This is a genomic window from Phycisphaeraceae bacterium (genome assembly GCA_019636555.1).
In the GTDB taxonomy this organism is placed as follows: domain Bacteria; phylum Planctomycetota; class Phycisphaerae; order Phycisphaerales; family UBA1924; genus JAFEBO01.
The window spans coordinates 2,707,403-2,732,972 of the sequence record JAHBXH010000001.1; the positions used below are offsets into that span (position 1 = coordinate 2,707,403).

Here is a 25,570-nt window from a genome sequence, read left to right on the forward strand (position 1 = left end):
CTCTCACTTTTTTCGTTTCTTGAACTTTGCTTTCGGGCTCGCGGTGAACGTGCTTCCGCGCGAGCCGAAGCCGGGGAGTCCTTTGAGCCCCGGCATCATCCCGCCCATGCCGCCGGAGCCGAGTTCGCGTGCCGCGGCGGACTTCTGCGCCGCGCTCATTCCCGCCATTCCTTTGCTGAGCTTGCTCACCAGACCGAACTGCTTGACCATCTGGCCGACGTCGTTCTGATCGACGCCCGAGCCTGTTGCGATCCTCTTGCGCCGGCTGTTGTCGATCATGTCGGGCTTGGTGCGCTCGGCTTTCGTCATCGAGCCGATCATCGCTTCGACCTTGTCGAGCTGCTTGTCCTCGATCTGAACATCCTTCAGCATCGAGCCCACGCCGGGGAGCAACGAGAAGAGCTGTTTGAGCGGTCCCATCCGGCGCAGCATCTTCAACTGCTTCAGGAAATCGTCCATCGTCAACTCGCCCTTGGCGAGTTTCTCTTCAAGCTTCTTCGCTTCTTCTTCGTCGACTTGCTCCTGGGCTTTCTCGACGAGCGCGACGATGTCGCCCATACCGAGGATGCGTCCGGCGAAACGCGTCGGATGAAAATCTTCGAGCGCGTCGAGTTTCTCGCCGACGCCGACGAACTTGATCGGTGCGCCGGTCACGTGCTTGACCGACATCGCGGCGCCGCCGCGCGTGTCGGAGTCAAACTTTGTCAGGATCACACCGTCGATGTCGAGTTTCTGGTGGAAGCTCTTGGCGGAATTGAGCGCATCCTGCCCGGTCATCGCGTCGACGACAAGAAAGATGTGGTGCGGCTGGAGAAGGCGCTTTACCTGCGACAGCTCGCCCATCAACTCGTCGTTGACATGCAAACGTCCCGCGGTGTCGAGGATCAGAACGTCCACGCCTTTGGCGCGTGCCGCGGCGAGCGCCCGCTGGCAGACCCCCACCGCGACACCGACGGCCTTGCCGTATTCAGCAACCTTCTCCGGTTCGCCGTAGAAGTGAACCTGCGCGCCGCCGGGAAAATCCTTCTCGACTTGCGTCGCGACCGTGTGCAACTGCTCGACCGCCGCGGGGCGCTGCAGGTCTGCCGCGGCAAGCATGACCGAGCGGCCGCGCTTTTTCAGGACCGCCGCCAACTTGCCGCAGGTGGTCGTTTTGCCCGAACCCTGCAGCCCGCACATCATGACGATGGTCGGCCCGGGGCTGATCTTCATGATCGTCTGATCGGCGGTTGACTGGAGCGCCGCGCGCGGATCGGCCTGTTCGGGCGTGCCGCCCAGAAACTCGACCAGGCGGGCGTGGACAATGCCGATCATCTCTTCGCCCGGCTTGAGCGATTTGGTGACGTCACGACCGATCGCATCTTTCAGGACGGCGTCGGTGAAGGCGTTCACGACATCGAGATGGACGTCGGCTTCGAGCAGGCTCGTGCGAACTTCGTCGATGGCGTCGCGGACATTTTTTTCCGTAAGAGTCGCGTTGCCGCTGAGTTTGCGGAAAAGGCCGGAGAAGGATTCTGTGAGACGGTCAAGCATGGCTGCCCCGAATAGCGGGCGCGCGAACGCGCCGGACTCCAAAGGAGTCAGGGCTTGACCGCGTGAAGAATACGCGAGGGCGAACGGAGGAAATGGGTCCTATGGGACCGCCGGGTCCTACGAAGATCACGGCACCGAACATGAAAGCCGCGCCGCTTGCTTCTAGAATCTTGGCTTGCCAGTTCTTACCGCCACCAATCTCAAGCACGCGTTCGGCCTCCGCATCATTCTTGATGGGGTGTCGTTCTCCATCGAACCGGGCGAGCGCGTCGGCGTGGTCGGTCGGAACGGGGTGGGCAAGAGCACGTTTCTCAAGATGCTCGCGGGCCTGATGCAGCCGGATTCTGGTGATGTGGCGCTCCAGCGCGGCGCCCGCGCCGGCTACTTGCATCAGGATCCAAAGCTCAATCCGGAAGAAACGCTCTGGGGTGAAGCCGAGAGCGCGTTTGCCCGCTTGCATGAACTGCACCAAAAACTCGATCACCTTTACGAAGAGATGGCCACGGCCGATGGGGCGCGACTCGAGAAGTTGATGGAGGAGCAGACCAGGCTCACCGAAGCGATGGAGGCCGCGGGCGGCTACTCGATCGACCACAAGATCGCGGAGATCCTGCACGGCCTCGGATTCATTGATGCGCAGTTCAAAATCAAGGTCAGCGGGCTTTCGGGCGGACAAAAGGGACGGCTCGCGCTCGCGAAGCTGTTGCTTGAGAATCCCGATGTGCTCCTGCTCGACGAACCCACCAATCACCTCGATATCGAAGGCCGCCTCTGGCTTGAGAATTTTCTTAAGAACGAGTTCGAGGGCGCCGTGCTGCTCATCAGCCACGATCGGTACCTGCTCGACAATGTCGTGCAGCGGATCATCGAGACCGAAGACGGAAGGCTGATCGACTACCCGGGGAACTACGAGACATTTCGCGAACTCCGCGCCGAGCGCCGGCTGGCGATGCTGCGTGCCTATGAGAATCAGCAGAGCCGCTTCCGCCAGGAAGAGGCGTACATCCGCAAGTACAAAGCGGGACGCCGTGCGGCACAGGCGAAAGGACGCGAGACCAAGCTCGAACGCGCCAAAGAGCAGGATCAACTCGAACGTCCGCCCGAGGCGCACTCGTTCGAAGTGCGTTTGCCCAATGCGCCCCGCAGCGGCGACATGGTCTTCGCAGCGCGCGAAGTCTCAAAAGCCTATCCGCTCGACGGCGGCGGCACGAAAACGCTCTTTCAGAATCTCGACATCGTCGTTTCGCGCGGCGAGCGCTGGGGAATCATCGGGCCAAACGGTGCGGGAAAAACCACACTGGTGCGCACTTTGCTCGGTGAAATCGCGCCCGACACGGGCACCGTGCGGCTTGGTTCCAATGTGCGAATCGGGTATTACCGGCAGACGCACGAACATCTCCCCGCGGAGAAGGCTGTTTATCAGTACCTGCAGGACACCATCAAGAAAGAAGTGCCCGGCGTTCAAATGAGCGAGCAGGCGGCACGCGATCTCGCCGGCGCGTTTCTCTTTTCCGGAACAGATCAGGATCGCCCGCTCGGTCAACTCTCGGGAGGCGAACGCAGCCGCGCGGCGATCGCGGCCCTGCTCTGTTCTGCAAAGAACATGCTTGTTCTCGACGAACCGACGAACCACCTCGACCTGATGAGCGCCGAGCGCCTCGAAGAAGCGCTCCGAGATGAGGGCGGGTACGAAGGCACGATGCTGCTCATCAGCCACGATCGCGCGCTGATCGACGGCACTTGCGATCACCTGATGATCCTCGACGGAGCGGGAAACGTGGAAATTTTCCACGGTTCGTACACCGAATGGCACGAGAAGGATGTGCAGCGCAAGCGCGAACGAGATCGTGCCGCGATCGATGAAAAGAATCGGCGCGAAGAGGCCGAGCGCCAGCGCAAGCAGGCAGAAGAACGCCGAAAGAGCGAGAAGCCCGCTCAGAAGCCGGCCGGCCCCTCGGCTAATTCTCTCGCGCGGATGCGCACCGAGCAGATAGAAGAAAAAATCGAAACGCTCCAACGCCGGATCAAGGAGATCGATGGCCTGATGGGCGATCCGAACGTCTGGCGCGATCACGCCAAGGCGACCCGCCTCACCGACGAGCGAACTGCGGCGATCGAGCAACTCGAACCTCTCGAGTTCGAGTGGGCTCGCCGCGCCGCGGAAGCGGAGTAGGAACGCGGCAGCAGCTCGCTCCGGATGACTGATCCTGTTACTTCAAAAACCACATCGCAAGCCAGTAGCAGCCGATCGCCGCGAGACCGACGCTGGCGCCGAGAGACATCCAGATTCCTGTCGAAGTTGAAGAAGGCGTCGGGTTTGCCGGGCGGACGAGCGCCAGCGGTCCCTTTGCGGCTTCCGAAGGAATTGGAAGAGCGGTGCCATACAGGCGAGCATCGTCCTGAACGATCGCGATCACCAGGTTCGCATCGAAGTTCCGGAGCCCCAGCCGGTTGGCGAGCCCGAGCAGACGATTCCTTGATTCGGGTGCGATAATCGCCGCTCGCCCCCCTTGGAGTTCCCGCTTCACGCGGACCGCGAACACCCATCGGGCGTCGTCGGACAGCAGGGCCGGGGTCGCTCTCCGGGTTTCTTCGAGCGAATCAAAGAATCTTGGGCCGAGTCCGATTCGGCTCGCCTCGCGATTTGCCTCGGCGATCGCTGCACGGGCCTGCTCAATCGTGTCGGCAAGGGGCTGCGGGGCGGGCGTCGGCGCTTCCACACTCAAGGCCGGCGTCCGACGAGCGGGCTTTGCCGTCTGTGACGTCTGTACTTCCGTGCGGCGTGGAGCCGACATCTGTCGGTGGCTCAATTCCACCACATCGACGTACCGAAGTCGGGGGGGAGGCCCTTGGGATGCCGCGCCGGGGGCGTTTTCGCCCGTGTTCTTGCTGCTCTTCATATGCCTTGGCCCTTGGCAGACGGCGTGCCAATCGAGGAACCCGAGCCGAGAACTCGCTTCCCCGATTGGGTATGTTGTTCTCCACGACTCCGCGTGGCCGAATGAAGCTGGGGGGAACCGAGCCTGACTCCATCAAGCCCACATTCTGATCACCCGCAAGAGACGGGCGAGCATATGGCCTCCCCGGTGGAGAGGACGTTCGTTGTTACGTCCCTGAGTGAAGCAAAGATCGCCGAAAAGCTGCTGGAGATGTCGCAGCGCGGCAAGCTGCCGGGATTTGAGCCGCGAAGCGGCAGTTTCGACGCGTTGGCCTATGGCTGGATCTACGACTTCGATCTCATCGGAAAGTACATAGCAGGAACCGACGGCACTCGAATCGAATTCGGTCTTGTGGCCAAATCGAGAATGCCGTGGATCGTCGGGGCTCTGCTCGCCCTGTCAGTATTCCCGGGAGTGTGGATTACAGACTCGATGCTCTCGATCTATTTCGATTGGTACCCGAAGGAGTTCTGGAAGACCTGTGTCTGGTACATTCCGCTCACAATTCTGCCGATTCCGTGGGTGTGGAAGACGGCGATGAACCGCTCCCGTGCCGCGGCAGAACACTCGTCCCAAGAACTGATCGAACGGATTGCAGCGGCTCTTGGGGGAAGCGTCAATCACGAGCCCGCGTAGAGTCGCGCCCGATGTGGCATGGGCTGAACATCGCGCGGGTTGTTCTCGAAGGACTTGTTCGGGAAGAAGAATCGCTGCGCCTGGAACGCGCCGTTGCCGGGCTCGATTCGCTCGACGAAATCCAGTTGCACGGCGTGATCGTGCGCGCGTTGCAGGCAACCGGTTTCGGCGTTCTGCGCGAGGTTCCCTTTCCGTCGCTCTCGCCCGCGCAGAAGCGCGATCCGCAAAGGCAGCGTTGCGACATGGTGCTTTCGCCGGAGCCCGGCAAGCAGATCCGCGACGAGTTGCGTTCTCGGCGCGAGCGTCGGGAAACCGAAGGATTGCTGTTTGCACACAGCGCACCCGAGGGCGTTGACCCGCGTGAGTGTCTGTGGATCGAGGTCAAATGCGTGGGCCAATTCACATACACGAACGGCGTGCCGCTGCCGAATCGCTCGTACGCATCCGAACTAATCGGCGCCGTACGCCGCGACGCGGTGAAACTGGCGAGCGATCCGCTCATCGCGCACGCCGCCGGACTCGTGCTCCTGTTTTCCGAATCGTGCGAAATCGCCGAGCATGATCTGGGAGTCGCCGCCAATCGCGCCCTGGATCGCGGCGCCCCGGTCAAGGGATTCAGTTTCGAGCATGCGCCGATCGAGGATCGAATCGGCAATCGGTACGCAAGCATCGCGGCATTCGAGATCGAACGCCCCTGACATCCGCTCGGCATTCATCAACCAGGCAGAAGGGTCGGCATGCCGGTTCGGGTCCGCGGCACGTCGTTGGCCCGGCTCTGGCGCGGCAAGCCGGCGATCCGTTCGATTTGGTCCGCCGCGAGCGGGCCGGCGTGCAAGCCATCGAATTTTTCGAGCACGCGCCGGAGTTCGTGCTGCTGCGATGCCAGTTTCTGAGGATCGCGCAGCAGTTCCGCCGCGGCCTTCGCGATCGGCCCCGCCCCACCGAAGTGCGGAACAAATTCGGGAAGAATCTCCTCGCCGGCGATCAGATTTGGGAGGGTGAAGTACTTGGTCGTCAACAACCAGCGTGCAAACCCGTGATAGAGCACCGGATTGGATCGATAAACAACGACCATGGGCTTCACCTGCCGTGCGATCTGCAAAGTCACCGTCCCCGAAACCACGAGCGCGAGATCGCACCAGCGAATGACGGCATCGGTCTGCCCGTGCACGGTAATGAGGTTGTCGGGCCACGAACCTAATCGACGCCGGTGACGCGCCGCGATCTCGTGCAGACGCGACTCGACGCTCGGCTTTGTCGCGGCGACAACACCTCTCAGATTTGGAAACTCAGCCGACAGTCGCACGAACGATTCGAGCAGGATCGGGAAGTTGTTGGCAATCTCTCCGGGGCGCGAGCCCGGCATGAGCGCCACCCGCGGGCTCCCCTCGCCGAAACCCGACCCGATCACATCGAGCCTTTCAGTATCCAGTCTCACGTCAAAGAGCGGGTGCCCGATGAAGCGAGCAGCCACACCTCGCTTCGTGAAGTATTCCTCTTCAAAGGGCAATATGCAGAGCACCTGATCGGTCAGGCGACGGAGTTTGCGGATTCGCCAGGGGCCCCACGCCCATAACTGCGGCGCGACCATGTGCACGACTTTCAGACCGCGCTGTTTGGCAATCGCGCAGATGGGGAAATTCGCCGCGGGTGAATCAACCGGAATGTGCACCCCGGGACGGTGACTCATCCTCGAATTACTCCCACCGGGCTCAAAGGAATCGAGCCACGCCGCGATTCTCGCATTGATCTTCTGGTGCTCTCGGATCTTGCTGATCCCCGGCATGCCCATCACGGCGTCGTCGCCGGTTCGCTCGACGATCGTCGCGCCGGCAGAGGCCATGTGCGGGCCACCCCAAGCGTAAATCGGAAGCGACGGATGCCGGCGTTTCAACTCCTCGATGACAATTGCCGCATGATCGTCGCCGCTGGGTTCAAAGGCGGTGAAGAGCAACGCGGGCAATGGCTCGCTCGGAGCGGACATCGGTAGGCAAGGGTAGATGGTGTACGAGCGAGCGGAGCACGGGCCTACTTCTTCGCGATCGCGACAAACTCGACACGGCCGGCGATCTCGATGATGCCGTAGCGATCGCCGGTGGACTGGAGAAGCGCGAGAGCTTCGTCGGTCGAGATGTATTGGACATGCACGAGTGCCGGCGCGCGGACGGAGAGTCGTTCAAGCACGTCCGGCGACGATTGAACGATTTCGACATGGGGTCCAATGGGGCCAGGCGCTTGCATTACCCGCGCGCCGCCGGGCGACTTGTCGCTCGTCGCCTTCGCGATGGGTTGACTGACGGCAGTTGGAGACGTGCGGAAAAGAGCGAGCGCGAGGATGCCGGAGATGAGTGCGACGGCTGCCGCGAGAGAACCGACGCGTCTTGCCACGCGACGCCGCCGGACGCGCCGGACTTCTTCGAGGAGACCGGGCAGCATCGCGTCGCGGCGTTCGCGCACGAGCGGCGAAAGAGCTTTCGGATCATCCTGCAAGTCTTGACGAATCGGTTCAAGCATCGACGTTCTCCTCGGAGAGGAGTGCGCGCAGTCGGGCGAGGGCTCGGCGGGCGCGGCCGTAGAGGGAATCGGGTGTGCCGCCGAGCGAGGAGGTGAGTTGTTCGAAGGAGGCGGAAGAGTCGGCGCGGAGACGGAGGAGGAGTTGATCGTCGGGGGAGAGGGTGGCAAGGGCTTGAGTCAAGGCAGCGAAGTCTCCGTCGGCTGGAGAGTGGGTCCCGCGCAGACGCGGATCAGAAACTTCAGACCTTGCCGCACCGCGTTCACGAATCTGGAATGCAACGCGACGCCGCAGAAGGTCGATCGCAGCGGAACGGTTTCCGGGCTGAACATTCTGATTGAGCGCCTCACTCACCGCGTCAAGCGTCGTGGCGATCTGCGCATTCCGTGCTGTCTCTTCGTCGCCTTTTTTTTGTGGACCAATCTGCAGCGACAACACCGCGGTTTTCCGGCGTTGCTCTTGAGCAGCTCTTTGAGCCATTTCCGATGCGACTGTGTTCGGACGTTTGATGTAGACAACCGGATTGTCCCAAGGGTTTTCGGGTATGGTCCATTCAACGTTGATAGCAGAACTCGTCAGGGGTCCGCGCAGCAGGAAGAGAGCGCCTTCGACGCTGATATTGCGCAGCTTCACGGGGGCAATCTTGACATCGGGCATCGGATCAAGCACGATGATGTTCAGTTCTCGCGGGCGAGCGGCGAGACGGAGTGCGTCAACGAATTCGGTCACTGTGCCGCCCTGAAAATCAAAGGTTGGCAGGAGCTGCTTGAGCCCCGGCATGTTCCCGTTGGCGTTCGTGTATGCCGCGACAGGGTCGGTCGCGGGCGGATCGGCGAAAACGCAGGTCGAAATAGCGATTCCGAAGCTTGCGACCAAGACGACGGACTTTGCGAGATTCCTCATGAGTTGCTCCTGGCATAGGTTCTACCAAACAAGACGTTTCCGCCTCCGGCTTCCGGCGCGCCCACGACCACTTTTTCGCAATCGTGAGTCCTAAACTCCCGCCCCTGCCGCCGAAGGCGGAATTGAGACCCCCATGCACTACGACGCCCATCAACCCATCATCAACGACCTCGAGGCGCGGATCACAACCATCCGCGACTCGCTTTAACTTTGCCGCCAAGTCCGCACAGCTCCGTGAACTTGAAGCGCAGATGAACGAGGCGTCGTTCTGGGATAATCAGTCGTCCGCCAAAAAAGTCGTGAGCGAAGTCAAAACGCTCAAGGCCCAGGTCGATCCGCTCGCCGGCGCGATCAAAGATTTCGACGACGCCAAGATCGCCTACGAAATGTCCAAGGAAGCGGGCGATAAGGAACTCCTCGCCGAAGCCGACGAGCAGCTCTTCGGGCTGGTCGGGCGGATGGACAAGATCGAGCTCCAGTCGCTCCTCAGCGGCAAGCACGACCACCGCAACTGCTTCCTCACCATCAGCGCCGGCGTTGGCGGCACCGAGGCCAACGACTGGTGCGAGATGCTCTTCCGCATGTACCTCTTCTACTGCGAGAAGATGGGCTGGCAGCTCGAAGAAATGGACAAGTCGTACGGAAGCGAAGTCGGGCTCGATTCTGTGACGCTGCACGTCAAGGGACCGTTCGCTTTCGGCTATCTCTCGTGCGAACGCGGCTCGCACCGTCTTGCCCGCGTCAGCCCGTTCAACGCGCAGGGAAAACGCCAGACCAGCTTCGCGACCGTCGAAGTGACTCCCGAGTTCGAGGAAGTCGATCTTCAGATTCCCGAGAAGGATCTCGAGATCACCCCGTTCGTGCGCGCCAGCGGCCCCGGCGGTCAGAACGTCAATAAGGTCGCCTCCGCCATCCGGGTCGTGCACATCCCGACGGGCATCCAGGTTGTCGCCAGCACCTACCGCGACCAGGGGCAGAACAAGCGTCAGGCGCTCGCGGTTTTGCAGGCCAAGCTCGAACAATTGGCGGAAGAGCAGCGCGAAAAAGAGATTGTCGCGGCACAGGGCGGCACGCTCGATCGCGGATGGGGCACACAGATCCGCAGCTATGTTTTCTACGACAACCGCGTGAAGGATCACCGCACCGGAATGGAAAACAGCAACTACGAGGCGGTGCTCCGGGGCGATATCGGCGAATTCGTGGACGCCGAACTGAAACGCCGGCGCGCGGAAAAGGAAGCCTCTCGGGCCCGGACCTGAGCGGGAATCAGGAACGACCCGACCTATGAAAGCGCCGTTTTCTCTGATCGAAATGCTGGGAGATCGCGTACCCCATCTGCACATCGTTGATGTGGGGGCGATGTTCATCGGGCCCGAGCACATCCCCTATCGCACGCTGCTCGAACCCGGTCGCACGACCGTGACCGGGTTCGAACCGATATCGACCGAGTGCGAAAAACTGAACCAATCGGCATCGCCGGGGCAGCGATTTCTGCCGTACTGCATTGCCGACGGCACTGTCCGAACTTTCTATGTCACGAACACCGGATTCACTTCTTCGCTCTACGAGCCCAACACGGAGCTCCTCAACGCCTTCAACAATCTGGGCGAGCTAACCCGCGTGCAGGGAACCGAGCAGCTCCAAACCAAGCGTCTCGACGATGTTTCCGAAGTATCCGACGTTCATTTCTTGAAGCTCGACGTTCAGGGCGCCGAACTTGACGTCCTGAAGGGCGCGGAACGCACTCTGAAATCGGTAATGCTCGTGTATTGCGAAGTCGAGTTCCTGGACATGTACAAAGGCCAGCCCCTCTTCGGAGAAATCGATTCGTTTCTCCGCACCCAGGGATTCATGCTTCACTTTCTGAACGGGTTCGGCGGCCGGGGCTTCGTGCCCGTGACCGCGAACAACAACATCAATTTGCCAGTCCGACAAGCGCTCTGGTCCGACGCCATCTTCGTGCCGGATTTCCGTCGGCTGCATCTCTATCCGCCCGAGCGCCTGCTTGCGCTTGCGGTAATGCTCCACGAGCTCTACCTCTCGGTCGATCTGGTCTCGGTGATCCTGAATCACTACGACCGAAAAATGAGCACGGATCTCTGGTCGGAATACCTGCGCAGGCTCACCGGCCGCGAGAATCCCGGCAAACGGCCCCCTCTCGCGGGACTCGATTGAAGATCGATGTGCCTTTCGGCCTCTCCCGATGGGCTAGCGCCTCGCCAGGAGGTCGCGGATTTCGGTGAGCAACTTTTCTTCGTTCGTCGGCCCCGGAGGCGGCGCCGGCGGCTTTTCTGCCTCGAAGCGCCGCCTCGCAGAATTGAACGCCTTCACGACCAGGAAGATACACAGCGCGAGGATCAGGAAATTGATCGTGATGGTGATGAAGGAGCCGTACGCGAGCACCGACCCGAGCTTGCGCGCCTCTTCCAAACCAATATTCGGATTGGCTTCAACCGCCTCGCGGACCTTCGCGCCGAGTGGGATGTACCGGTTCGTAAAATCGACTTCGCCCGCCATGCCGACAACGGGCATGATCATGTCCTTGATCAACGAATTGACAATGCTCCCGAACGCGGCGCCGATGATCACCCCGACCGCCAGATCGAGCATGTTGCCCTTCAGGGCAAATTCGCGAAATTCTTTGATGAGGCCCATGCGTTCCTCCCCTGAGAAAACGCGCGACTATTCGCGCGGCGGGAGTATACCGAACGGCGAGGGCGACTCGACCTCACTCACTTGTGCGTCGAAAATCAAAGGCCGGGGTGGGATTCGAACCCACGAAGCTTGCGCAACGGATTTGCAATCCGCTCCATTTGACCACTCTGGCACCCGGCCAAGGGTTTTCCGGCGATTTCCGGAAGGTTGATACTAAGCCCCGCCCCTCACAGGTCAACCGAGAGCCAGCCGATCGGGCTCGAACACCCACCCCGCCCGAGCCGATGAACTGGTTACGCTAGTCCTGTTGCGGCGTCGCAATCGCGGGCTTGGAACATTCGCTCGGAGGTTTTCATGTTCGGGCAAAGGATGAATCAGCTCCCTCCCGCAATGTTTCTATTCCTCGCGGCCACCGTCGGGCTTGCAATCGAACCCGAACAGCCGGAGGCCGTCAAGATTGAATCCGGATCGCCTCAGCAGGCTGAGGGGAGTGCGCCGAAGGGAAACTCCGCGAAACCGCGCGCAACGATTCCCGGCCTGAGTCCGGAGACCTTTGCCGTCCCTCCCGGGCGTTACTTTCCGGAAGGAACGTTTCTCGTCCGCCGAACCGGCACAGTCAGATTGCTGAAGACCGGAGATTCTGTTTTCATTCCCGACATGCCGTCGCCTCGCGATGCACGGAGGCGGGGCGAGCGCCCGATGATCCTCCTGCCTTGTCAGACGCTGGCGGCCATGCAGTCTTCGATCGCCACAAGCGCCAACCCGGCGGAGACCCGAGTCGAGGTATCCGGACAGCTTTTCGTCTACCGCGAACGACAGCAACTGCTCCCAACGATCTTCACGGTGACTCGCGCCCCGACTCCCGCCTCGATCCCGGCAAAACCGGCGGCGCCGGCCGCGAAGGACGAGTCGGAAGAAGCAACCTCGGTCAGGCCCGGAGATGATCCGGAAGTCGCCGACATCATCAAGCAACTCGAGACCCGGCGATCCGAAGCTCTGCCGCAGATCAGCATTACTAATCCGAAAGATGAAAAGACCGACGATTCGAAAGCCGCGACCGAGCCGGAAGCAGAACATGCGGGCGCCGCGAGGTCCCTTGTCCCCGAAGGAACGATTTTCACGGATCGCCGGGGCAGGCTGGTGCGGATGGGAGATCGGCTCGGCATTGCGTTCGACGGCGACGCCAACACGCCGGCCGAGCCCGCGATGTACATCATCCGCTCGAAGGCCTTGGAACGTCTGGAAGGCGCGATCGCGAATCGCACCGGAACGTTGGATATCGTGATGACAGGCCGGGTGTATGCCTATCGAAACCAGAATTACATCCTTCCGCTGCACGCGCAGCTCGAACCCGTAGGTCAAATACGGCCGTTGCAATAGAGCAGCGGGCGAACTGCACGGAAAGCGAATACTCTGGCTTCAATGGTGGAATTGCTTGCCGAAGTTGCGAACCCCGACCCACCGGTGGGTCAGATCGGGCGCGGATTTCTGCTTCTCGCGCTGCTGAGTCTCGGCTTGGTCGTCGTCATGTCGGCGCTGGTGCTGGGAATGCTGGCTCGCCGACGTGCCCGGCTGCGCGTGCTTTCGCAATCGGGCACCCATTCGCGAGCGCAGGACCCGTGGAAAGCAAGCGCGGAAAGAGCCGACGTTCCCACGGCGGAAGAGCTGTATCGGGCGAGCGGCTTCGATCAGGACGACACGCGGATTGAGGATTCACCCGATTTTGGCGACGACGGGCCGGGTGACTCGGGCAACGATCACAAGCGACGCAAGCCCCGAAAACCCGATCAATTCTGATCGCACCGACGCCGCGTGCTCCCCGGTCGCCGAACAATTGACCGGGAATGCCGGCACAAACGCTCACAGCACTCATCACCGGCGGTACTCGACGCGTCGGGCTTGCCATTGCGAGGGCGCTCGTGGGGTGCGCCGCCGCCGACCGGTCCTCGAACGAAAAACCGAATACGACACTTATCCTGACTTCACGCGATCCTGATTCGACCGAAGCGCAGAACGCGCGGGGTGTTCTCAAAGCGCTCGGCGCCCGCGTCGAGTTGGAGCGTTTCGATCCCGGCGACAGCGAATCCGTCGCATCGCTCGCCCAACGCTTGAAGGAAAAGCATGCTTCTCTCGATGCGCTCGTGCTCAACGCAAGCAGCTACGCCCCGACTCCGTTGCGACAACTGACCTCGGATAATCTTTCGGATTTCATGACCATCAACGCCTTTTCGCCGGTGTTGCTCGTCGAAGAGTTGTTGACGCTGCTGGAAAAATCGACTCTGCCCGGCGGAGCCGGCATTGTCGCGATGGTGGACATGCACGTGCTCGGCCGGCCTCGGAAAGACTTGCTCGCCTACTCGATGAGCAAGGCCGCACTTTTGGAGGCGGTCCGCTCGCTCGCGCGCGAACTCGCGCCCAAGATCCGGATCAACGCCGTCGCGCCGGGCGTGGTCGCATGGCCGGAAGCGGGAAAAGAATCGGGCGAAGCGTTTCGGCGGGAGTACCTGAGCCGGGTTCCGCTGCAGCGCGCCGGGACACCCGAAGATGCCGCGGAAACCGTGCGGTGGCTCGCGCTCGATGCCCGATACGTCACAGGCGAAGTCGTCCGCGTCGATGGCGGACGCTGGCTCGCGTGAAATCGATCGCGATGATTCCCTGCCCCGCTACCCTCACCCGCACGTGTACCAACTGCTCCTGACAAAACGGTACCTTTCGAGCAAGATCATGCCGCTGCTCGCGGCACTTGCCGTCGCGCTCTGCACGGCGATGGTCATCGTCGTCTGGTCGGTGATGGGCGGTTTTCTTGTCATGCTCATTAATTCCGGGCGCACGCTTTCCGGAGATGTTTCGATCTCCTGGCCGATCACCGGCTTTGCGTACTACGAGGATCTGATCAAGCGGCTCGAAGCCGATCCGGAGGTTGCCGCGGCAGCGCCGGTGATCGAGACGTACGGGCTCATTGGCCTGCCCGACGGGCGCACCGAAACGGTGTCGATTAAGGGCATCGATGGCCCGTCTTTCTCGCGGGTGACCGATTTTGAAAAGACGCTGTACTGGCGCCCGATCGACAAACCCAACGAAAAAGATACGACACGCCAGGATCTTCGCCTCGGCAAGCACGACCTCTGGAAGCAACTCCTCGAGGGCGGCAAGCGACTGGTGCGCACCGAGATCTCCAAGACGGATCGACGGACCGTGGAGCGCCCCGCCGTCGTCCCGGGCATTTCGGTCAGCGGATTCAACTTCCGCGAGCCATGGGGTTTCTATCCAGGCCTTCCGATGATCCGCACGACCGAGGGCGAAAAGAAGCCGGTGGACATGTTCATGCTGCCCGTCGATGGAACGGTCACGCTCAACGTGCTCCCGATGGACAGCAAAGGCCGGGCGATCGAGATGGTGGCGCGCACGTTCCCGGTGGCGAACGAGTTCCACTCGGGCCTCTACGAGATCGATCACCGAACTGTTTTTGTGCAGTTGAACGCGCTGCAGGAAATGCTGAAGATGGACCGTGCCGCGAAAATCGACACTTCCGGCGGCAGCATCAAACTCTCGCAGAATCCGGACGACGAACGGTTTCTCCCTCGGAAAGTGATCAGCGAAGATCCGGCGCGCGTGACGAGCGTCCTCGTGCGGAGCAAGCGCGACTCGTTCGACATGGCCGACGCGGATCGGCTCGCCAAGCGCGTCGCAACGATCTACGAGCAATTTGCCGCGGCACACGAGGGCAAGGTTCCCGATCCGACATCGATCCGGATTCTGACTTGGGTCGATCAGAACCGCACGATGATCACGGCGGTCAAGAAGGAAACCGGGCTCGTGCTGTTTATCTTCTGCTTTGTCTCGCTCACCGCGGTGTTTCTGGTGCTCGCCATCTTCTGGGCGATGGTGAGCGAGAAAACACGCGACATCGGCGTGCTCCGTGCGGTCGGTGCTTCTCGCTCGGGAGTCGCGGGATTGTGGTTGCTCTACGGGCTGGCGATAGGAATTGCCGGATCGGCCGCTGGTTTCGCGCTCGCCTACGTCGTCGTCACCAACATCAACGCGATCCACGAGTGGATCGGACAGCATCTCGACCTCTACATCTGGGATCCGCGCGTGTACTACTTCACCCGCATTCCGAGCGATCTTGACCCCTTCCACGTTCTGGTGGTTCTTTGCGGCGGCCTGCTCGCAAGCTGCCTCGGCGCGCTCTGGCCCGCGGCACGCGCCGCCCGCATGAACCCCGTCCAGGCATTGCGATTCGAGTAAACACACACGAGCACACGATTGACCGCCGTCGCCGCTTCCAAATCTTCGCTCCGGCCAAACGCCAAAGGCGACGTCATTCTCCGCGCCGAGAATCTGCGGAAGACTTATCAGCTGGGCCGGACCAAGGTCCCGGTTTTGCGCGGCGTTGATCTGAGTATCCGCGAAGGGGAATCCATCGCCGTGCTCGGTGCCTCCGGCTCGGGGAAGAGCACGCTGCTCCATTTGCTCGGCGGGCTCGACAATGTCGACGCGCCGTCCCCCGATGTTCCAGCGCCCGCGATCATGTTCCGTGGACAGGACCTCACCAAAGTCTCCACGCGCGTGCTCGATGGCTACCGGCGCCGGCGCGTTGGCTTCGTTTTCCAGTTCTACCACCTGCTCCCTGAATTGACGGTGCTACAGAACGTCACGATCGCAGCGATGACCGCCATGGGCACTCTCGAATACTGGCGGAATCGCGCCACCATCCGGACGCACGCGCGGGAGTTGCTCGAACGCATCGGGCTTTCGCACCGGATCGCTCACCGGCCGGCGGAACTTTCCGGCGGCGAGCGTCAGCGAGTCGCGATTGCGCGTGCTCTTATCAACAAGCCCGACTTGCTCCTCGCCGATGAACCGACCGGCAACCTCGATCGGGTGACCGGAGCATCCATCCTCGATCTGTTCACAAGCTTGCACAAAGACGGACAATCGATGGTGATCGTCACGCACGACGAAACAACCGCGGCACGTTCCGACCGCATCGTGAGGCTGGTGGACGGCAAGGTCCAGAACGGTCAGTGATATCGCAACGCCGATCGAGATACCCCCAATCGAACGCAGGCCCCGTTCAGAAACCGTAAAGACGACGGCGATACAAACACGCTAGCGGGTACTATATTTTGACTTCGCACCGGTCGGTCGGGAGAGTCAATCATCGCATGCCACGATCATCCGCGAGCACCATCGATTCTGCGCATTCCGCTCAGGTGACAAGCCTTGGCGGTCTTCGCCTCGACGGAGCATGCCAACAGCTCTCGGCAACGGGAATCTCGATCGAGGGCGCGCACGGCCCAGTTCCCGCCACGCTTGTCGATGTCGGCCCGCGGTCGAAGTCCGTGCCCCCCTTCGTCTTCCTGCACGGGCTTGTGGGCCTGAACGAACACTGGGAAAACGTTGTTCGCCGCTTCAGCACCACCGCTCGCTGCATCATGCTGCAGATCCCTCTGCTCGACCTCAGCGGCGAAGATTGCTCCATCCAAGGCGTCTCGGCTCTCACGGCCCGGTTTCTCGAGAGCTACTTCGGCAACGAAGGGTCGCTTCCGGTCGCCCTCGTTGGGAATTCCTTCGGAGGTCATGTTGCCCTTCGTCTGGCGATCGAACGCCCCGACCTGGTGCAAGCCCTCGTTTTGGCGGGCTCGTCCGGCCTGATCGAAAAATCGATGGTGAGCGATGTGCAGATCCGTCCCAGCCGCGAGTGGCTCCGCCGAAAGATCGGCGAGCTCTTTTACGATCGCAAGCACCTGAACGAGAACGACATCGAGCGCGCGTACAAGGAGCTTTCGAGCCGATCCGGCGCCCGTGCGATGGTCAAACTCAGCCGCTCCGCCAGGCGCAACCACTTGGGCAGCAAGCTGGGGCAGATTCGCGTGCCAACGCTTTTGATCTGGGGCCGCGAAGACATCGTGACACCGCCCGAGGCCGCCGAGGGTTTTCGAGCGTCCATACCGAGCAGCCGCATCGTGTGGTTCGACCGCTGCGGACACGCGCCGATGATTGAATGCCCGGAACAATTCGCCGACGCGATGACCGGTTTTATTTCCGACATCCGTCGCTGACGCCCGCGATACACGTCGAGCAGTTCCGAAGAAGTTCCGCAGTATTTCCCGACATGGCCCCGACGATTCAACTGCTGCCCGACCTGCCTCCCGGCCCCGCGCGGTTCCGCGATCGCCCGAGTTGGACGACGCTCATCGGCGCGGGTCTTCGGACATACCTAACACCACGTGCTCGCAAACTCGCGGACACGCGATTTTGGCGATCGAACACTCATGCGATCCAGCGGAAGACTCTGCGCGATCTCCTCCGAACCGCAGCGCCCACGCGTTTCGGCCGGGAGAACAAGTTTGCCGCGCTCGCAAGCACCGCCGACGCGGAGCTCATCGACGCCTATCGAAAGTCATTTCCGGTGCGCGACTGGTACTCGTTCAAAGATCAAATCGCGCGCATGCGCGAAGGGGGCGAGCCAGATGTTCTCTGGCCCGGACTCGTGCGCGATTTCGCGCAGACCAGCGGCACGACCGCCGGTGATAAATTCATCCCGGTTTCAGCGGAGATGATGCGCTCCAACTTTCGTGCATCGCTCGATATCTTCGCGCATCTTGCAAATCAGAACGTCAAGCTCGCGAGCCTCCTCACCGGGAAATGTCTTTTCCTGGGCGGCTCGACCAACCTCGACACGAATTCGCACGGCATACGAACCGGCGACCTTTCGGGCCTTGTCACGCCGCTCATTCGCTGGCCGATCTCCAGTATCTATCTTCCGGGTCCCGAAGTCGCGCTCATGAGCCACTGGCCGAGCAAGATCGAGGCGATGGCGCTCCGCTGCATCAACGAAGACGTTCGCATGATCTCCGGCATGCCGAGCTGGGCGATGGTGCTCGCCGAACGCCTGATCGAACTCGCTCGCGCCCGCGGTATCACCAGCCGCGTGCCCGGCGAAGACGGCGTGCCGATCACGACACTGCGACAGGTCTGGCCGAACCTCACGCTCTTTGTCCACGGCGGGGTGCGCTACCAGCCGTTCGATCCGCGTGTGCGCCAGGTCTACTCCGGTTCGCCCACCGGCGCCGACATCGCCCACCGCTTCGAGCTCTATCCGGCCTCCGAGGCGTTCATCGCGATGCAGGATGCACCGAATCCGATCGGCGCACCCCCGGGCTCTTCGCATCCTTCGCTCCGCCTCAACGCCGACCTCGGCAATTACTTCGAGTTCGTGCCGATCGAAAGAATCAACGACCCGGATCCCGAAGCCTTCAGCGCCGATCAGGTTGAAAAAGGACAGCGCTACTGCGTCATTCTCACGACATGCGCCGGACTCTGGCGCTACAACATCGGCGACGTCGTTGAGTTCGACGGTATCTGCGACGGACCAGATCGCCGCGGCGACGGACCCAGCCGGCTTCGGATCGTCGGTCGACATCGCCACTTCGTCAACGCTTTCGGCGAGAACCTCATTGTCGAGCACATCGAAACCGCCGTCGCGGAAGCAGCCCGTGCCGCGGATTTCCTGGTCGGCGAATTCACCGCAGCTCCGGTCTATCCGAGCGGCCCGCGACGCGCGGGTCTCGAACTCGCGATCGAGATCGAGTCCAAGCCCGAAGCGTCCGGCGGTTCGCTCGAACGGTTCCGCGACGCGTTCGACGCGAGCCTCAAAAAGCAGAACGTCGATTACACGACCAAACGCACCGACGGCGTCGGCATGTCCCTCCCGACAATCACGCCACTGCGGCCCGGCGCGTTCCATCGCTGGCTCGAATCCCGCGGCAAGCTCGGCGGGCAGCACAAATGCCCCCGCTGCGCCAACTCCCGCGAGCTTCTCGAACAGATAGTGCAATTCTCGGGCGACCGGTAATCCGGCAGAGCAGAGCCAAGTTCGAGCCCCGCCCGACCGGCATGATCGACTGAATCGATTGTGCGGGAACACGCCCCGGTTTCACACCGCGCTATCAGAGCCCGCTTTCGCTTCTCTCGAATTCTGTGGCATGTTTCACCCTGAGCGATGGATTGCTCGCCAGAGCATCGCATTTCTCAGGGAGAGAGAGATATGAAGATTCGTCAGGCCGCAATCGGCTCCGCGATCGCTCTGATCGCCGCTTCGGCGACCAACGCCGCCCCGATGTACAACACGATTCAGACCGCGCCCTCCGGCGAGCAGAATGTTTCGAGCATCCTCGGCATCCTCTTCGGCGGCACGTGGAGCGCCGTCGGCGGCCCGGGCTCACTCAACCTCGGCAACGGCTCGATCACAGCCCAGCGAATCGCCGACGGAAACGTGGGCGGACCGATGAGCCTCACGGCCTCGGTAGGCTCCCTCAATACCTCGGACGGCCAGATCTGGTCCGGTTCGCAGGTCGCCTTCGAAGTCAAAGCCAAGTACGCAGGCGACAACTCCGTCTTCGGCTGGCGCGACGACACCAACGGCGGCGTCTTTTCTCAGGTCACCAACACCGGCAGCATCGGCAATAGTGGCGACTTCACCGTCAGCTCGAGCTTCCGTTGGGTGCTGCAGGACCTGACCACCGGCAAGGAATTCACCAGCCGCGTCAGCGACAACCTCGACGCGTCGGGCGGTGCTCACGGCCAGTTGGTCACGTACCGCCTCATCGGCGAGGGCTTTTCGACGCCCACCTGGGCGCTCTTCTGGGAAGACCGGATCTCTCCCGGCGCGGACTACGACTACAACGACTCGGTCATCGTGATTTCCGCGATGATCCCCGCGCCCGGCTCGTTCGCGACCGGCGCCATGGGTCTGCTTCTTGCCGCCCGCCGGCGTCGGCGATAAGTGTCCGGATCAGAGAGCCTTCCCCCGTCTCAGTTCTTTCCAATGCCCCGACCCCGGGCGGTGCGGACGAAGTTCCGCGCCGCCTCTTTTCATCGACGCGTGCGATCCGGCACACCCACAACGCGGCCGACGCCCACTACACTCTGGCCGCATGCACATCCCCGAGTTTCTGACATCGCAATTGCTCATCTCCGTGCTCGTGCTGCTCGTGGTCTTCCATGTCATTTTGGGCGGCGCCGGCATGTGCATCTATCTCGAGCGCAAGATCTCCGCGTACATCCAGGACCGCATCGGCCCCAACCGCGTGGGCTTTGACTTCGGTCTTCCGTTCCTCGCGTTTCTGAAGGGCATGTGGGGGCTTGGCCAATTCCTTGCCGACGGCCTCAAGCTCTTCCTGAAGGAAGACTACACCCCCGCGCGCGCCGACAAGATGCTCTTCGCTCTCGCGCCGGCGCTCGTCGTGATTCCCCCGCTCGTCACGTTCGCGATCATTCCGTGGGGCGGCGAATGGATGGCGCCCGCGCTGCCCGTTCCATTCTTCGGTTGGCTCCCCTCCACCACCGTTCTCGTCGCGGGGGCCAACATCAGCGTCGGTCTCGTCTACGTCTTTGCCGCGGCATCCCTCGGCGTTTACGGCATCACGCTCGGCGGCTGGGCCGCGAACAACAAGTACTCGTTCTTCGGCGGCCTCCGCGCCACAGCGCAGATGATTTCGTACGAAATCCCGATGGGGCTTTCTCTGCTTGCGGTGCTCCTCACGGTCGGCAGCCTGATCCCCGAGCAGATCATCCGCTACCAGTTTCAGAATGGCTGGCTCATTCTCAGCCAGCCGATCGCCGCAGCACTCTTTTACATCACCGCGCTCGCCGAGGGAAATCGCGCCCCGTTCGACAACGCAGAATGTGAGCAGGAACTCGTCGGCGGCTTCCACACCGAGTTTTCCTCGATGCGTTTCGCGCTCTACCCGCTCGCCGAATACGCGCACCTCATCACCGGGAGCGCGCTCTTTGCGATGATCTTCCTCGGCGGATATCACCTGCCGCTCGGTTTCCTCGGCCGCGATCACTGGTTTAGCCCTGAAAACACGACCACGATCGGCATGATCGCCAAGATCGCCGTCTTCGCGACCAAGACCTTCCTGCTCATTTGTTTCGGCATGCTCATCCGGTGGACGATTCCCCGCCTGCGCTACGACCAGGTCATGACCTCGGCGTGGCAGGGCGCGATCCCGATTTCTCTGCTCGTGGTCATCGTCACCAGCGTGATGGTCTACTTTGGCCAGACATCTCTGCTCGCCCTCCTCGGCGCAAACGTCGTCATGTTCTTTGTCATCCTGATCGCACTGCCGCTGATGCCGCGCACGGCGAGCAACGTCCGCATCCCGCTTTACGGTTCGCGCTACAGCCCGATGGAAGGCGAAACCGTAATTACCGGCCCGACGGATCCCACGGCGCGCGAAGATCGCCCGGTGCAAGCAGCCGCCGGGGCATAGACCCGCGTCACGCTCGCAACCGCTCGACCGATTACGATTCCCCGTGATCGGCGTTCCCATCCAACTCGGCCCTTTGCGCCTCGCGAGCAATCTGCTCCTGGCGCCCATCGCCGGATACTGCGATCTTGCGTTCCGCACCATCGTGCGCGAATGGTCCACGCATCCGGCTGGAGTCGGCGCGGGCGTCGGGCTCGCGTGCACCGATCTCCTCAGCCCGCAGGGTCTTCTCCGCGGCACCGCTACGAGCCTCGATCTCGCCGCCACCAACAACTTCGACAAACCCGTAGGAATGCAGCTCTACGGCAGCGATCCCGAGATCATGGCGCAGGGCGCGCGCTGGGCGGTCGAGCACGGCGCGACGCTCATCGATATCAACATGGGCTGCCCGGTCGACAAGGTGACAAAGAAGGACGGGGGCAGCAAGCTCCTGACCGACCTGGCTCGAGCCGTCGCAATCGCAGCCCGAGTCGTCAAGGAACTTGAAGCATGCTCGCTTTCCACGGATGAATGGTTGCGTCGCCTCGGCAATTCTTCTCTTCAAGTGCCTAATGCCAAGTGCCCAGTGCCTCTTACGTGCAAGATCCGTCTTTGCTGGAGCGACGCTGACTATCACGCGGGCAACGCGTGCTCCCCCCATTTGGCCCGAATGCTCGCCGATGTCGGCGTCGTTGGCGTCACAGTGCATGGGCGCACAACCGAAATGAAGTTCTCCGGAGAGGTGCAGCTCGCCGGCATCGCGCGCGTCGTCGAATCAGTGAACGGGCGCATTCCGATCATCGGTAACGGCGATGTCGTTGAGCCCGAGCACGCGACGCGCATGATCCGCGAAACAGGCTGCGCCGGCGTCATGATCGGGCGCGGCGCTCTCAGCACGCCCTGGCTCTTCCGTGATGCCTGGGCGCTCCAGATTTCCGGTGCAATTCCTGAAGAGCCCTCCAAAGAAGAGATCATCGAAACCGTCCGCCGCTACCTGCAACTGATGGTCCAAACCCGGGGTGAGCACTACGCCATGGTCCAGATCCGGCGCCGAATGACCTGGTTCGCCAAGCGGCTTCACACCATCGACGAGCGAGGCCGAATTGTCGGCGTTCGACCCCTGAAAGAGGCTGTCAGAATCGCTCAAAGCCCGCAGGAAGTCAACGACCGGCTGGATGAGTTTCTGGCTGGCGGGCTTCGGAGCAGGATGCCGGCGTCGGAGACAGCGGACGCGTAGCCGTCCGAAAATCATTCGACCGCCCCTCACAGATCGCAAACACGATCGCTATGCTTTGTCCTGCTCAAACTCGGTTCTTTTCTGAACCGATTGCCTCGCCTCGCCGCTGAATAAGACCAAAGCCTCGACGGGAGCTTCCTATGCCTTTCAATCGAATCATCGTTGCTGTTTCGGGCTTGAGCCTTGCCTGCACCGCGTGGGCGCAGCCCGCGGCAACTCCGCAAACAGCGCCTTCTTCCGAGTCACCCGCCGGGGATCGCCTTCCTCCAAGGCCCGGCCAACTCCCGCCTGCGGCACCGCAGCCCGTTGGTCCATGCGGCCGCTTCACTCCCGACGAGAAGAGCTTCAACTTCGGAAAGATTCTTTCCTCGAACTCCGTCGAGCACACGTTCAAGTTCAAGAACACCGGCGACGCGAACCTGATCATCACGAGCGCGTCCGGCTCTTGCCATTGCACCGTGCCCCAACTCTCGAAAATGGAGTACGCGCCCGGCGAAACCGGCGAGATCCGCGTCATCTTCGACCCGAAGGGAAAAGCCGCCGGCCCGGTGACCCAGCGCGTCACCGTCGTTTCGAACGATCCGACCGCGCCGACTGCGTCGCTTTCCATCGAAGCGGACGTGCAGCCCATCGTCACAATCGAGCCGCGCCTCGTGGCGTTCAACCAGGTCGCGAAGGGTGAATCGCGCACGGTCGATCTCGTCGTGACCGGCAGGATCGAGAATTTCGCCGTGACCGACATCAAGTTCGATGGCCAGGGCGAAGAGATCACGACCGAAATCGGCAAGGCCGAACCCGCCGAAATGAATGGCGAGAAGTTCTACAGGATTCCCGTCAAAGTCATCTATCCGCCAGCAAAGAAGATCGAGCGATTCAACCGCAACATGATCGTGACGACCAACGACTCGCGCGAGAAGGAAATCCGCATTCCCGTTCTTGGCGAAGTCATCGGCGACATCGACACCAAGCCCCAGCGCGTGACGATGGGCCTGGTGGCTCGCTCGGCCGAGTTCAGCAACACGGCCACCATCGCCAGCCGCTCGAACAAGCCGTTCAAAATCAAGGGCATCAAGCAGATTGATGCGCCTCCGGGCCGCAACGATCCGCAACTGAAGTTTGATATTCAGCCCGCCAAAGCCGGCGCCGGCGGCGATTCCAACTCCTACACCATCGCCATCTCGGGCGAGGCCCCGAAGGACATGTACCGCGGCGTGATCGACTTCGATGTTCTCACCGACGTGCCCGGCGAAGAAGCCGTGCGCATGGGTGTCTACGTTGTCGTCCGCTGATCAAGGTTCGCCGGCAAGGAGCGCCGCGATGATCACCCTGCTCTGTCGCATCTTCGCGATCATCGGTCTTGGTGTCACGATCGGTGCCGCAGACTCTTGGCTGCGCCCCGCCGTCATTTCGCTCAAGCCAAACGCAATCCCGGTTCCGGCACGAGGTACCGAGACGTCGGCGCCCATCAAGAGCGCTGAAGAACCGATCTCGCCGAGGGAAACCGCGCCAAGCGAATCCGATGAGATGATGATCGATGCAATGCGCGCCAAGGAGATGTTCGACTCCGGCGTCGTCTTCCTCGATGCCCGCATCGAAAGCGCGTACAAAGAAGAGCACGTCGCCCAGGCCTTCTGGCTCAATTCAAAGAACTTCGGCACGCCCGCCGCGGCAGACGCGATGAAAGTGCTTGACGCATCACAACCCGTCGTCATCTACTGCGACGGGGGCGATTGCGATGCTTCCAAGAACCTCGCCATCCTGCTCCAACAAGCGGGGTTCGCCAGGATCTACATCTTTGAAGCCGGCTTCCCGGATTGGAAGAAGCACGGCTTCCCGGTCGAGAGCACCAAACCATGAGCATCCTGAGCAAGCTGTTCCTGATGCTCTGCCGGTTCGCGGTCGCCGCGCTCTTCCTCTTTGCCGCGTACCAGAAACTCTTCGCGCCCGATTCAGGTCCGCAAAAGTTCGCTCTCGCAGTCCACAGCTTTAAAATCCTCCCCGACCACCTCGTCCTCCTCGCGACCGGTGTGATCCCCTGGCTCGAAGTCATCTGCGGCATTTTGCTCATCTGCGGCCTTTGGACCCGTGCCGCGGCAACGCTGCTCGCGCTCCTGCTCATCGGCTTCACTGCCGCCGTCATCTCCGTGCTGGCACGCGGGCTTCCCGTTTCGTGCGGCTGCTTCGGAAACCTCACCCTTCTCTGCTCGAAAGACGTGATGACCGGCTGCAAGGTCGCTGAAAACGCTTTGATCCTGCTCCCAACGCTGCTCGTCGCCGTCTTCGGCGGCGGCTTCCTCGATTCTGACCGCCCGATGAGGCGAATCCGCTTCGATCCACCGGCCTCCCAGCCGACCGCACCTCCTCCCGTGGCCTCGCCTTCCAAGGCCTGAACGCCTAACATCCTGACCCTACCGGGCGCCCTGAAGGCCTCCGGTGGATCATGTCGCCCGGACGGGAGCGTTCTCCTGAGACCCCGGGCCGAAGTCCACGACCAGGTCCACGACGGAGTGTTCCATGAGCAAGTTCGCCAAGTTCAGCGCCGGCCCCCAGCCCAAGCCCAAGATCACCAAGACGACCCCCAAGGGCAATATCTTCATCGACTACAAGGACATCGAGAACCTGCGCCGCACCATGTCGCCCAACGGCAAGATCTTCGCTCGCAAGCGCAATGGCACATCGGCCCAGGAGCAGCGCCTGCTCGCTCAGGCGATCAAGCGTGCCCGCTTTATGGCGCTCCTGCCGTACACCAGCGCGACGCTGTAAGTAAGCGATCATCTTTCCATTTGTCAGCCACCGGCCGATCCGATTGGATCGGCTTTTTCTTGCGCCCGCTCGCACGACATCCTCAACGCCCCCACCGCACCTCCCCACCTCCCCGCCTCCCCGCCTCCCCGCC

Annotated in this window: 25 protein-coding genes and 1 tRNA gene; 19 read left to right on the plus strand and 7 right to left on the minus strand. The window is 61.8% G+C overall.

Annotated features, from left to right (window positions below; all coding sequences use genetic code 11):
- Nucleotides 1-3: 3 nt before the first annotated feature.
- Nucleotides 4-1,533 carry a signal recognition particle protein gene (gene ffh / locus KF691_11590; protein ID MBX3390080.1) on the minus strand — a complete coding sequence of 510 codons (1,530 nt, stop codon included), beginning with the start codon at nucleotides 1,531-1,533 and terminating at the stop codon, nucleotides 4-6.
- A 175-nt stretch (nucleotides 1,534-1,708) separates the two neighbouring features.
- Here ffh and KF691_11595 point away from each other — a divergent pair, with 175 nt between their 5' ends.
- Nucleotides 1,709-3,706, plus strand: coding sequence for an ABC-F family ATP-binding cassette domain-containing protein (locus KF691_11595; GenBank protein MBX3390081.1), 1,998 nt, complete (start codon nucleotides 1,709-1,711; stop codon nucleotides 3,704-3,706).
- 37 nt (nucleotides 3,707-3,743) lie between these two features.
- Here the strand turns inward: KF691_11595 and KF691_11600 are convergent, their stop codons facing one another.
- The gene (locus tag KF691_11600; GenBank protein MBX3390082.1) at nucleotides 3,744-4,433 is read right to left on the minus strand and encodes a hypothetical protein; all 690 of its coding nucleotides are present in this window, start codon (nucleotides 4,431-4,433) and stop codon (nucleotides 3,744-3,746) included.
- Between the two features lie 174 nt (nucleotides 4,434-4,607).
- Here KF691_11600 and KF691_11605 point away from each other — a divergent pair, with 174 nt between their 5' ends.
- Together KF691_11605 and KF691_11610 are read left to right on the plus strand one after the other, a co-directional pair.
- Entirely contained in the window at nucleotides 4,608-5,108 is a 501-nt protein-coding gene (locus tag KF691_11605; protein ID MBX3390083.1) for a hypothetical protein, read from the plus strand.
- Between the two features lie 11 nt (nucleotides 5,109-5,119).
- The gene (locus tag KF691_11610) at nucleotides 5,120-5,806 is read left to right on the plus strand and encodes a hypothetical protein (protein MBX3390084.1); all 687 of its coding nucleotides are present in this window, start codon (nucleotides 5,120-5,122) and stop codon (nucleotides 5,804-5,806) included.
- 17 nt (nucleotides 5,807-5,823) lie between these two features.
- On the opposite strand, the gene KF691_11615 is transcribed toward KF691_11610, so the two are convergent.
- Genes KF691_11615 through KF691_11625 form a run of 3 tightly spaced genes read right to left on the minus strand, consistent with a single transcriptional unit; the run spans nucleotide 5,824 to nucleotide 8,523 of the window.
- Nucleotides 5,824-7,092 (minus strand): hypothetical protein, encoded by a 1,269-nt coding sequence (locus KF691_11615; protein MBX3390085.1) that lies wholly within the window; start codon nucleotides 7,090-7,092, stop codon nucleotides 5,824-5,826.
- A 44-nt stretch (nucleotides 7,093-7,136) separates the two neighbouring features.
- Complete coding sequence (locus tag KF691_11620; protein ID MBX3390086.1) at nucleotides 7,137-7,622, minus strand: hypothetical protein; 486 nt, start codon at nucleotides 7,620-7,622, stop codon at nucleotides 7,137-7,139.
- A complete protein-coding gene (locus KF691_11625) occupies nucleotides 7,615-8,523 on the minus strand; it encodes a hypothetical protein (GenBank protein ID MBX3390087.1) in 909 nt (302 codons plus the stop codon). The genes KF691_11620 and KF691_11625 overlap by 8 nt, the downstream gene beginning before the upstream one ends.
- 122 nt (nucleotides 8,524-8,645) lie before the next feature.
- Here KF691_11625 and prfB point away from each other — a divergent pair, with 122 nt between their 5' ends.
- Both prfB and KF691_11635 read left to right on the plus strand, forming a co-directional pair.
- Nucleotides 8,646-9,782: a peptide chain release factor 2 gene (gene prfB / locus KF691_11630; protein ID MBX3390088.1), complete on the plus strand. Its 1,137-nt coding sequence runs from the start codon at nucleotides 8,646-8,648 to the stop codon at nucleotides 9,780-9,782.
- A 25-nt stretch (nucleotides 9,783-9,807) separates the two neighbouring features.
- Nucleotides 9,808-10,698 (plus strand): FkbM family methyltransferase, encoded by an 891-nt coding sequence (locus KF691_11635; GenBank protein MBX3390089.1) that lies wholly within the window; start codon nucleotides 9,808-9,810, stop codon nucleotides 10,696-10,698.
- A gap of 33 nt (nucleotides 10,699-10,731) precedes the next feature.
- Here the strand turns inward: KF691_11635 and mscL are convergent, their stop codons facing one another.
- Both mscL and KF691_11645 read right to left on the minus strand, forming a co-directional pair.
- Nucleotides 10,732-11,178 (minus strand): large conductance mechanosensitive channel protein MscL, encoded by a 447-nt coding sequence (gene mscL / locus KF691_11640; protein MBX3390090.1) that lies wholly within the window; start codon nucleotides 11,176-11,178, stop codon nucleotides 10,732-10,734.
- 99 nt (nucleotides 11,179-11,277) lie between these two features.
- Nucleotides 11,278-11,358 (minus strand) — tRNA-Cys (locus KF691_11645).
- 477 nt (nucleotides 11,359-11,835) lie between these two features.
- On the opposite strand from KF691_11645, the gene KF691_11650 reads away from it, so the two are divergent.
- The 14 genes from KF691_11650 to rpsR all read left to right on the plus strand — a co-directional run bounded on the left by KF691_11650 (nucleotide 11,836) and on the right by rpsR (nucleotide 25,437).
- On the plus strand, nucleotides 11,836-12,558 hold the full coding sequence (locus KF691_11650; protein MBX3390091.1) for a hypothetical protein: 723 nt from the start codon (nucleotides 11,836-11,838) through the stop codon (nucleotides 12,556-12,558).
- Nucleotides 12,559-12,600: 42 nt separating this feature from the next.
- Nucleotides 12,601-12,975 carry a hypothetical protein gene (locus tag KF691_11655; protein MBX3390092.1) on the plus strand — a complete coding sequence of 125 codons (375 nt, stop codon included), beginning with the start codon at nucleotides 12,601-12,603 and terminating at the stop codon, nucleotides 12,973-12,975.
- 47 nt (nucleotides 12,976-13,022) lie between these two features.
- Nucleotides 13,023-13,814 (plus strand): SDR family oxidoreductase, encoded by a 792-nt coding sequence (locus KF691_11660; GenBank protein ID MBX3390093.1) that lies wholly within the window; start codon nucleotides 13,023-13,025, stop codon nucleotides 13,812-13,814.
- Nucleotides 13,756-15,426 (plus strand): ABC transporter permease, encoded by a 1,671-nt coding sequence (locus KF691_11665; GenBank protein MBX3390094.1) that lies wholly within the window; start codon nucleotides 13,756-13,758, stop codon nucleotides 15,424-15,426. Before KF691_11660 ends, KF691_11665 begins: the two co-directional genes overlap by 59 nt.
- Nucleotides 15,427-15,444: 18 nt before the next feature.
- Nucleotides 15,445-16,209: an ABC transporter ATP-binding protein gene (locus tag KF691_11670; GenBank protein ID MBX3390095.1), complete on the plus strand. Its 765-nt coding sequence runs from the start codon at nucleotides 15,445-15,447 to the stop codon at nucleotides 16,207-16,209.
- 137 nt (nucleotides 16,210-16,346) lie between these two features.
- Nucleotides 16,347-17,243 carry an alpha/beta hydrolase gene (locus KF691_11675; protein MBX3390096.1) on the plus strand — a complete coding sequence of 299 codons (897 nt, stop codon included), beginning with the start codon at nucleotides 16,347-16,349 and terminating at the stop codon, nucleotides 17,241-17,243.
- A gap of 53 nt (nucleotides 17,244-17,296) precedes the next feature.
- Nucleotides 17,297-19,039 (plus strand): GH3 auxin-responsive promoter family protein, encoded by a 1,743-nt coding sequence (locus KF691_11680; GenBank protein ID MBX3390097.1) that lies wholly within the window; start codon nucleotides 17,297-17,299, stop codon nucleotides 19,037-19,039.
- A 192-nt stretch (nucleotides 19,040-19,231) separates the two neighbouring features.
- On the plus strand, nucleotides 19,232-19,969 hold the full coding sequence (locus KF691_11685; protein ID MBX3390098.1) for a hypothetical protein: 738 nt from the start codon (nucleotides 19,232-19,234) through the stop codon (nucleotides 19,967-19,969).
- Between the two features lie 151 nt (nucleotides 19,970-20,120).
- The gene (locus KF691_11690; GenBank protein MBX3390099.1) at nucleotides 20,121-21,461 is read left to right on the plus strand and encodes an NADH-quinone oxidoreductase subunit H; all 1,341 of its coding nucleotides are present in this window, start codon (nucleotides 20,121-20,123) and stop codon (nucleotides 21,459-21,461) included.
- A 43-nt stretch (nucleotides 21,462-21,504) separates the two neighbouring features.
- Complete coding sequence (locus tag KF691_11695) at nucleotides 21,505-22,674, plus strand: tRNA-dihydrouridine synthase (GenBank protein ID MBX3390100.1); 1,170 nt, start codon at nucleotides 21,505-21,507, stop codon at nucleotides 22,672-22,674.
- A 140-nt stretch (nucleotides 22,675-22,814) separates the two neighbouring features.
- Nucleotides 22,815-23,963: a DUF1573 domain-containing protein gene (locus tag KF691_11700; GenBank protein ID MBX3390101.1), complete on the plus strand. Its 1,149-nt coding sequence runs from the start codon at nucleotides 22,815-22,817 to the stop codon at nucleotides 23,961-23,963.
- Between the two features lie 28 nt (nucleotides 23,964-23,991).
- Nucleotides 23,992-24,531, plus strand: coding sequence for a rhodanese-like domain-containing protein (locus tag KF691_11705; protein ID MBX3390102.1), 540 nt, complete (start codon nucleotides 23,992-23,994; stop codon nucleotides 24,529-24,531).
- Nucleotides 24,528-25,064, plus strand: a complete 537-nt coding sequence (locus tag KF691_11710; GenBank protein MBX3390103.1) for a DoxX family membrane protein — start codon at nucleotides 24,528-24,530, stop codon at nucleotides 25,062-25,064. Before KF691_11705 ends, KF691_11710 begins: the two co-directional genes overlap by 4 nt.
- Nucleotides 25,065-25,188: 124 nt before the next feature.
- Nucleotides 25,189-25,437, plus strand: a complete 249-nt coding sequence (gene rpsR / locus KF691_11715) for a 30S ribosomal protein S18 (GenBank protein ID MBX3390104.1) — start codon at nucleotides 25,189-25,191, stop codon at nucleotides 25,435-25,437.
- Nucleotides 25,438-25,570: the final 133 nt, after the last annotated feature.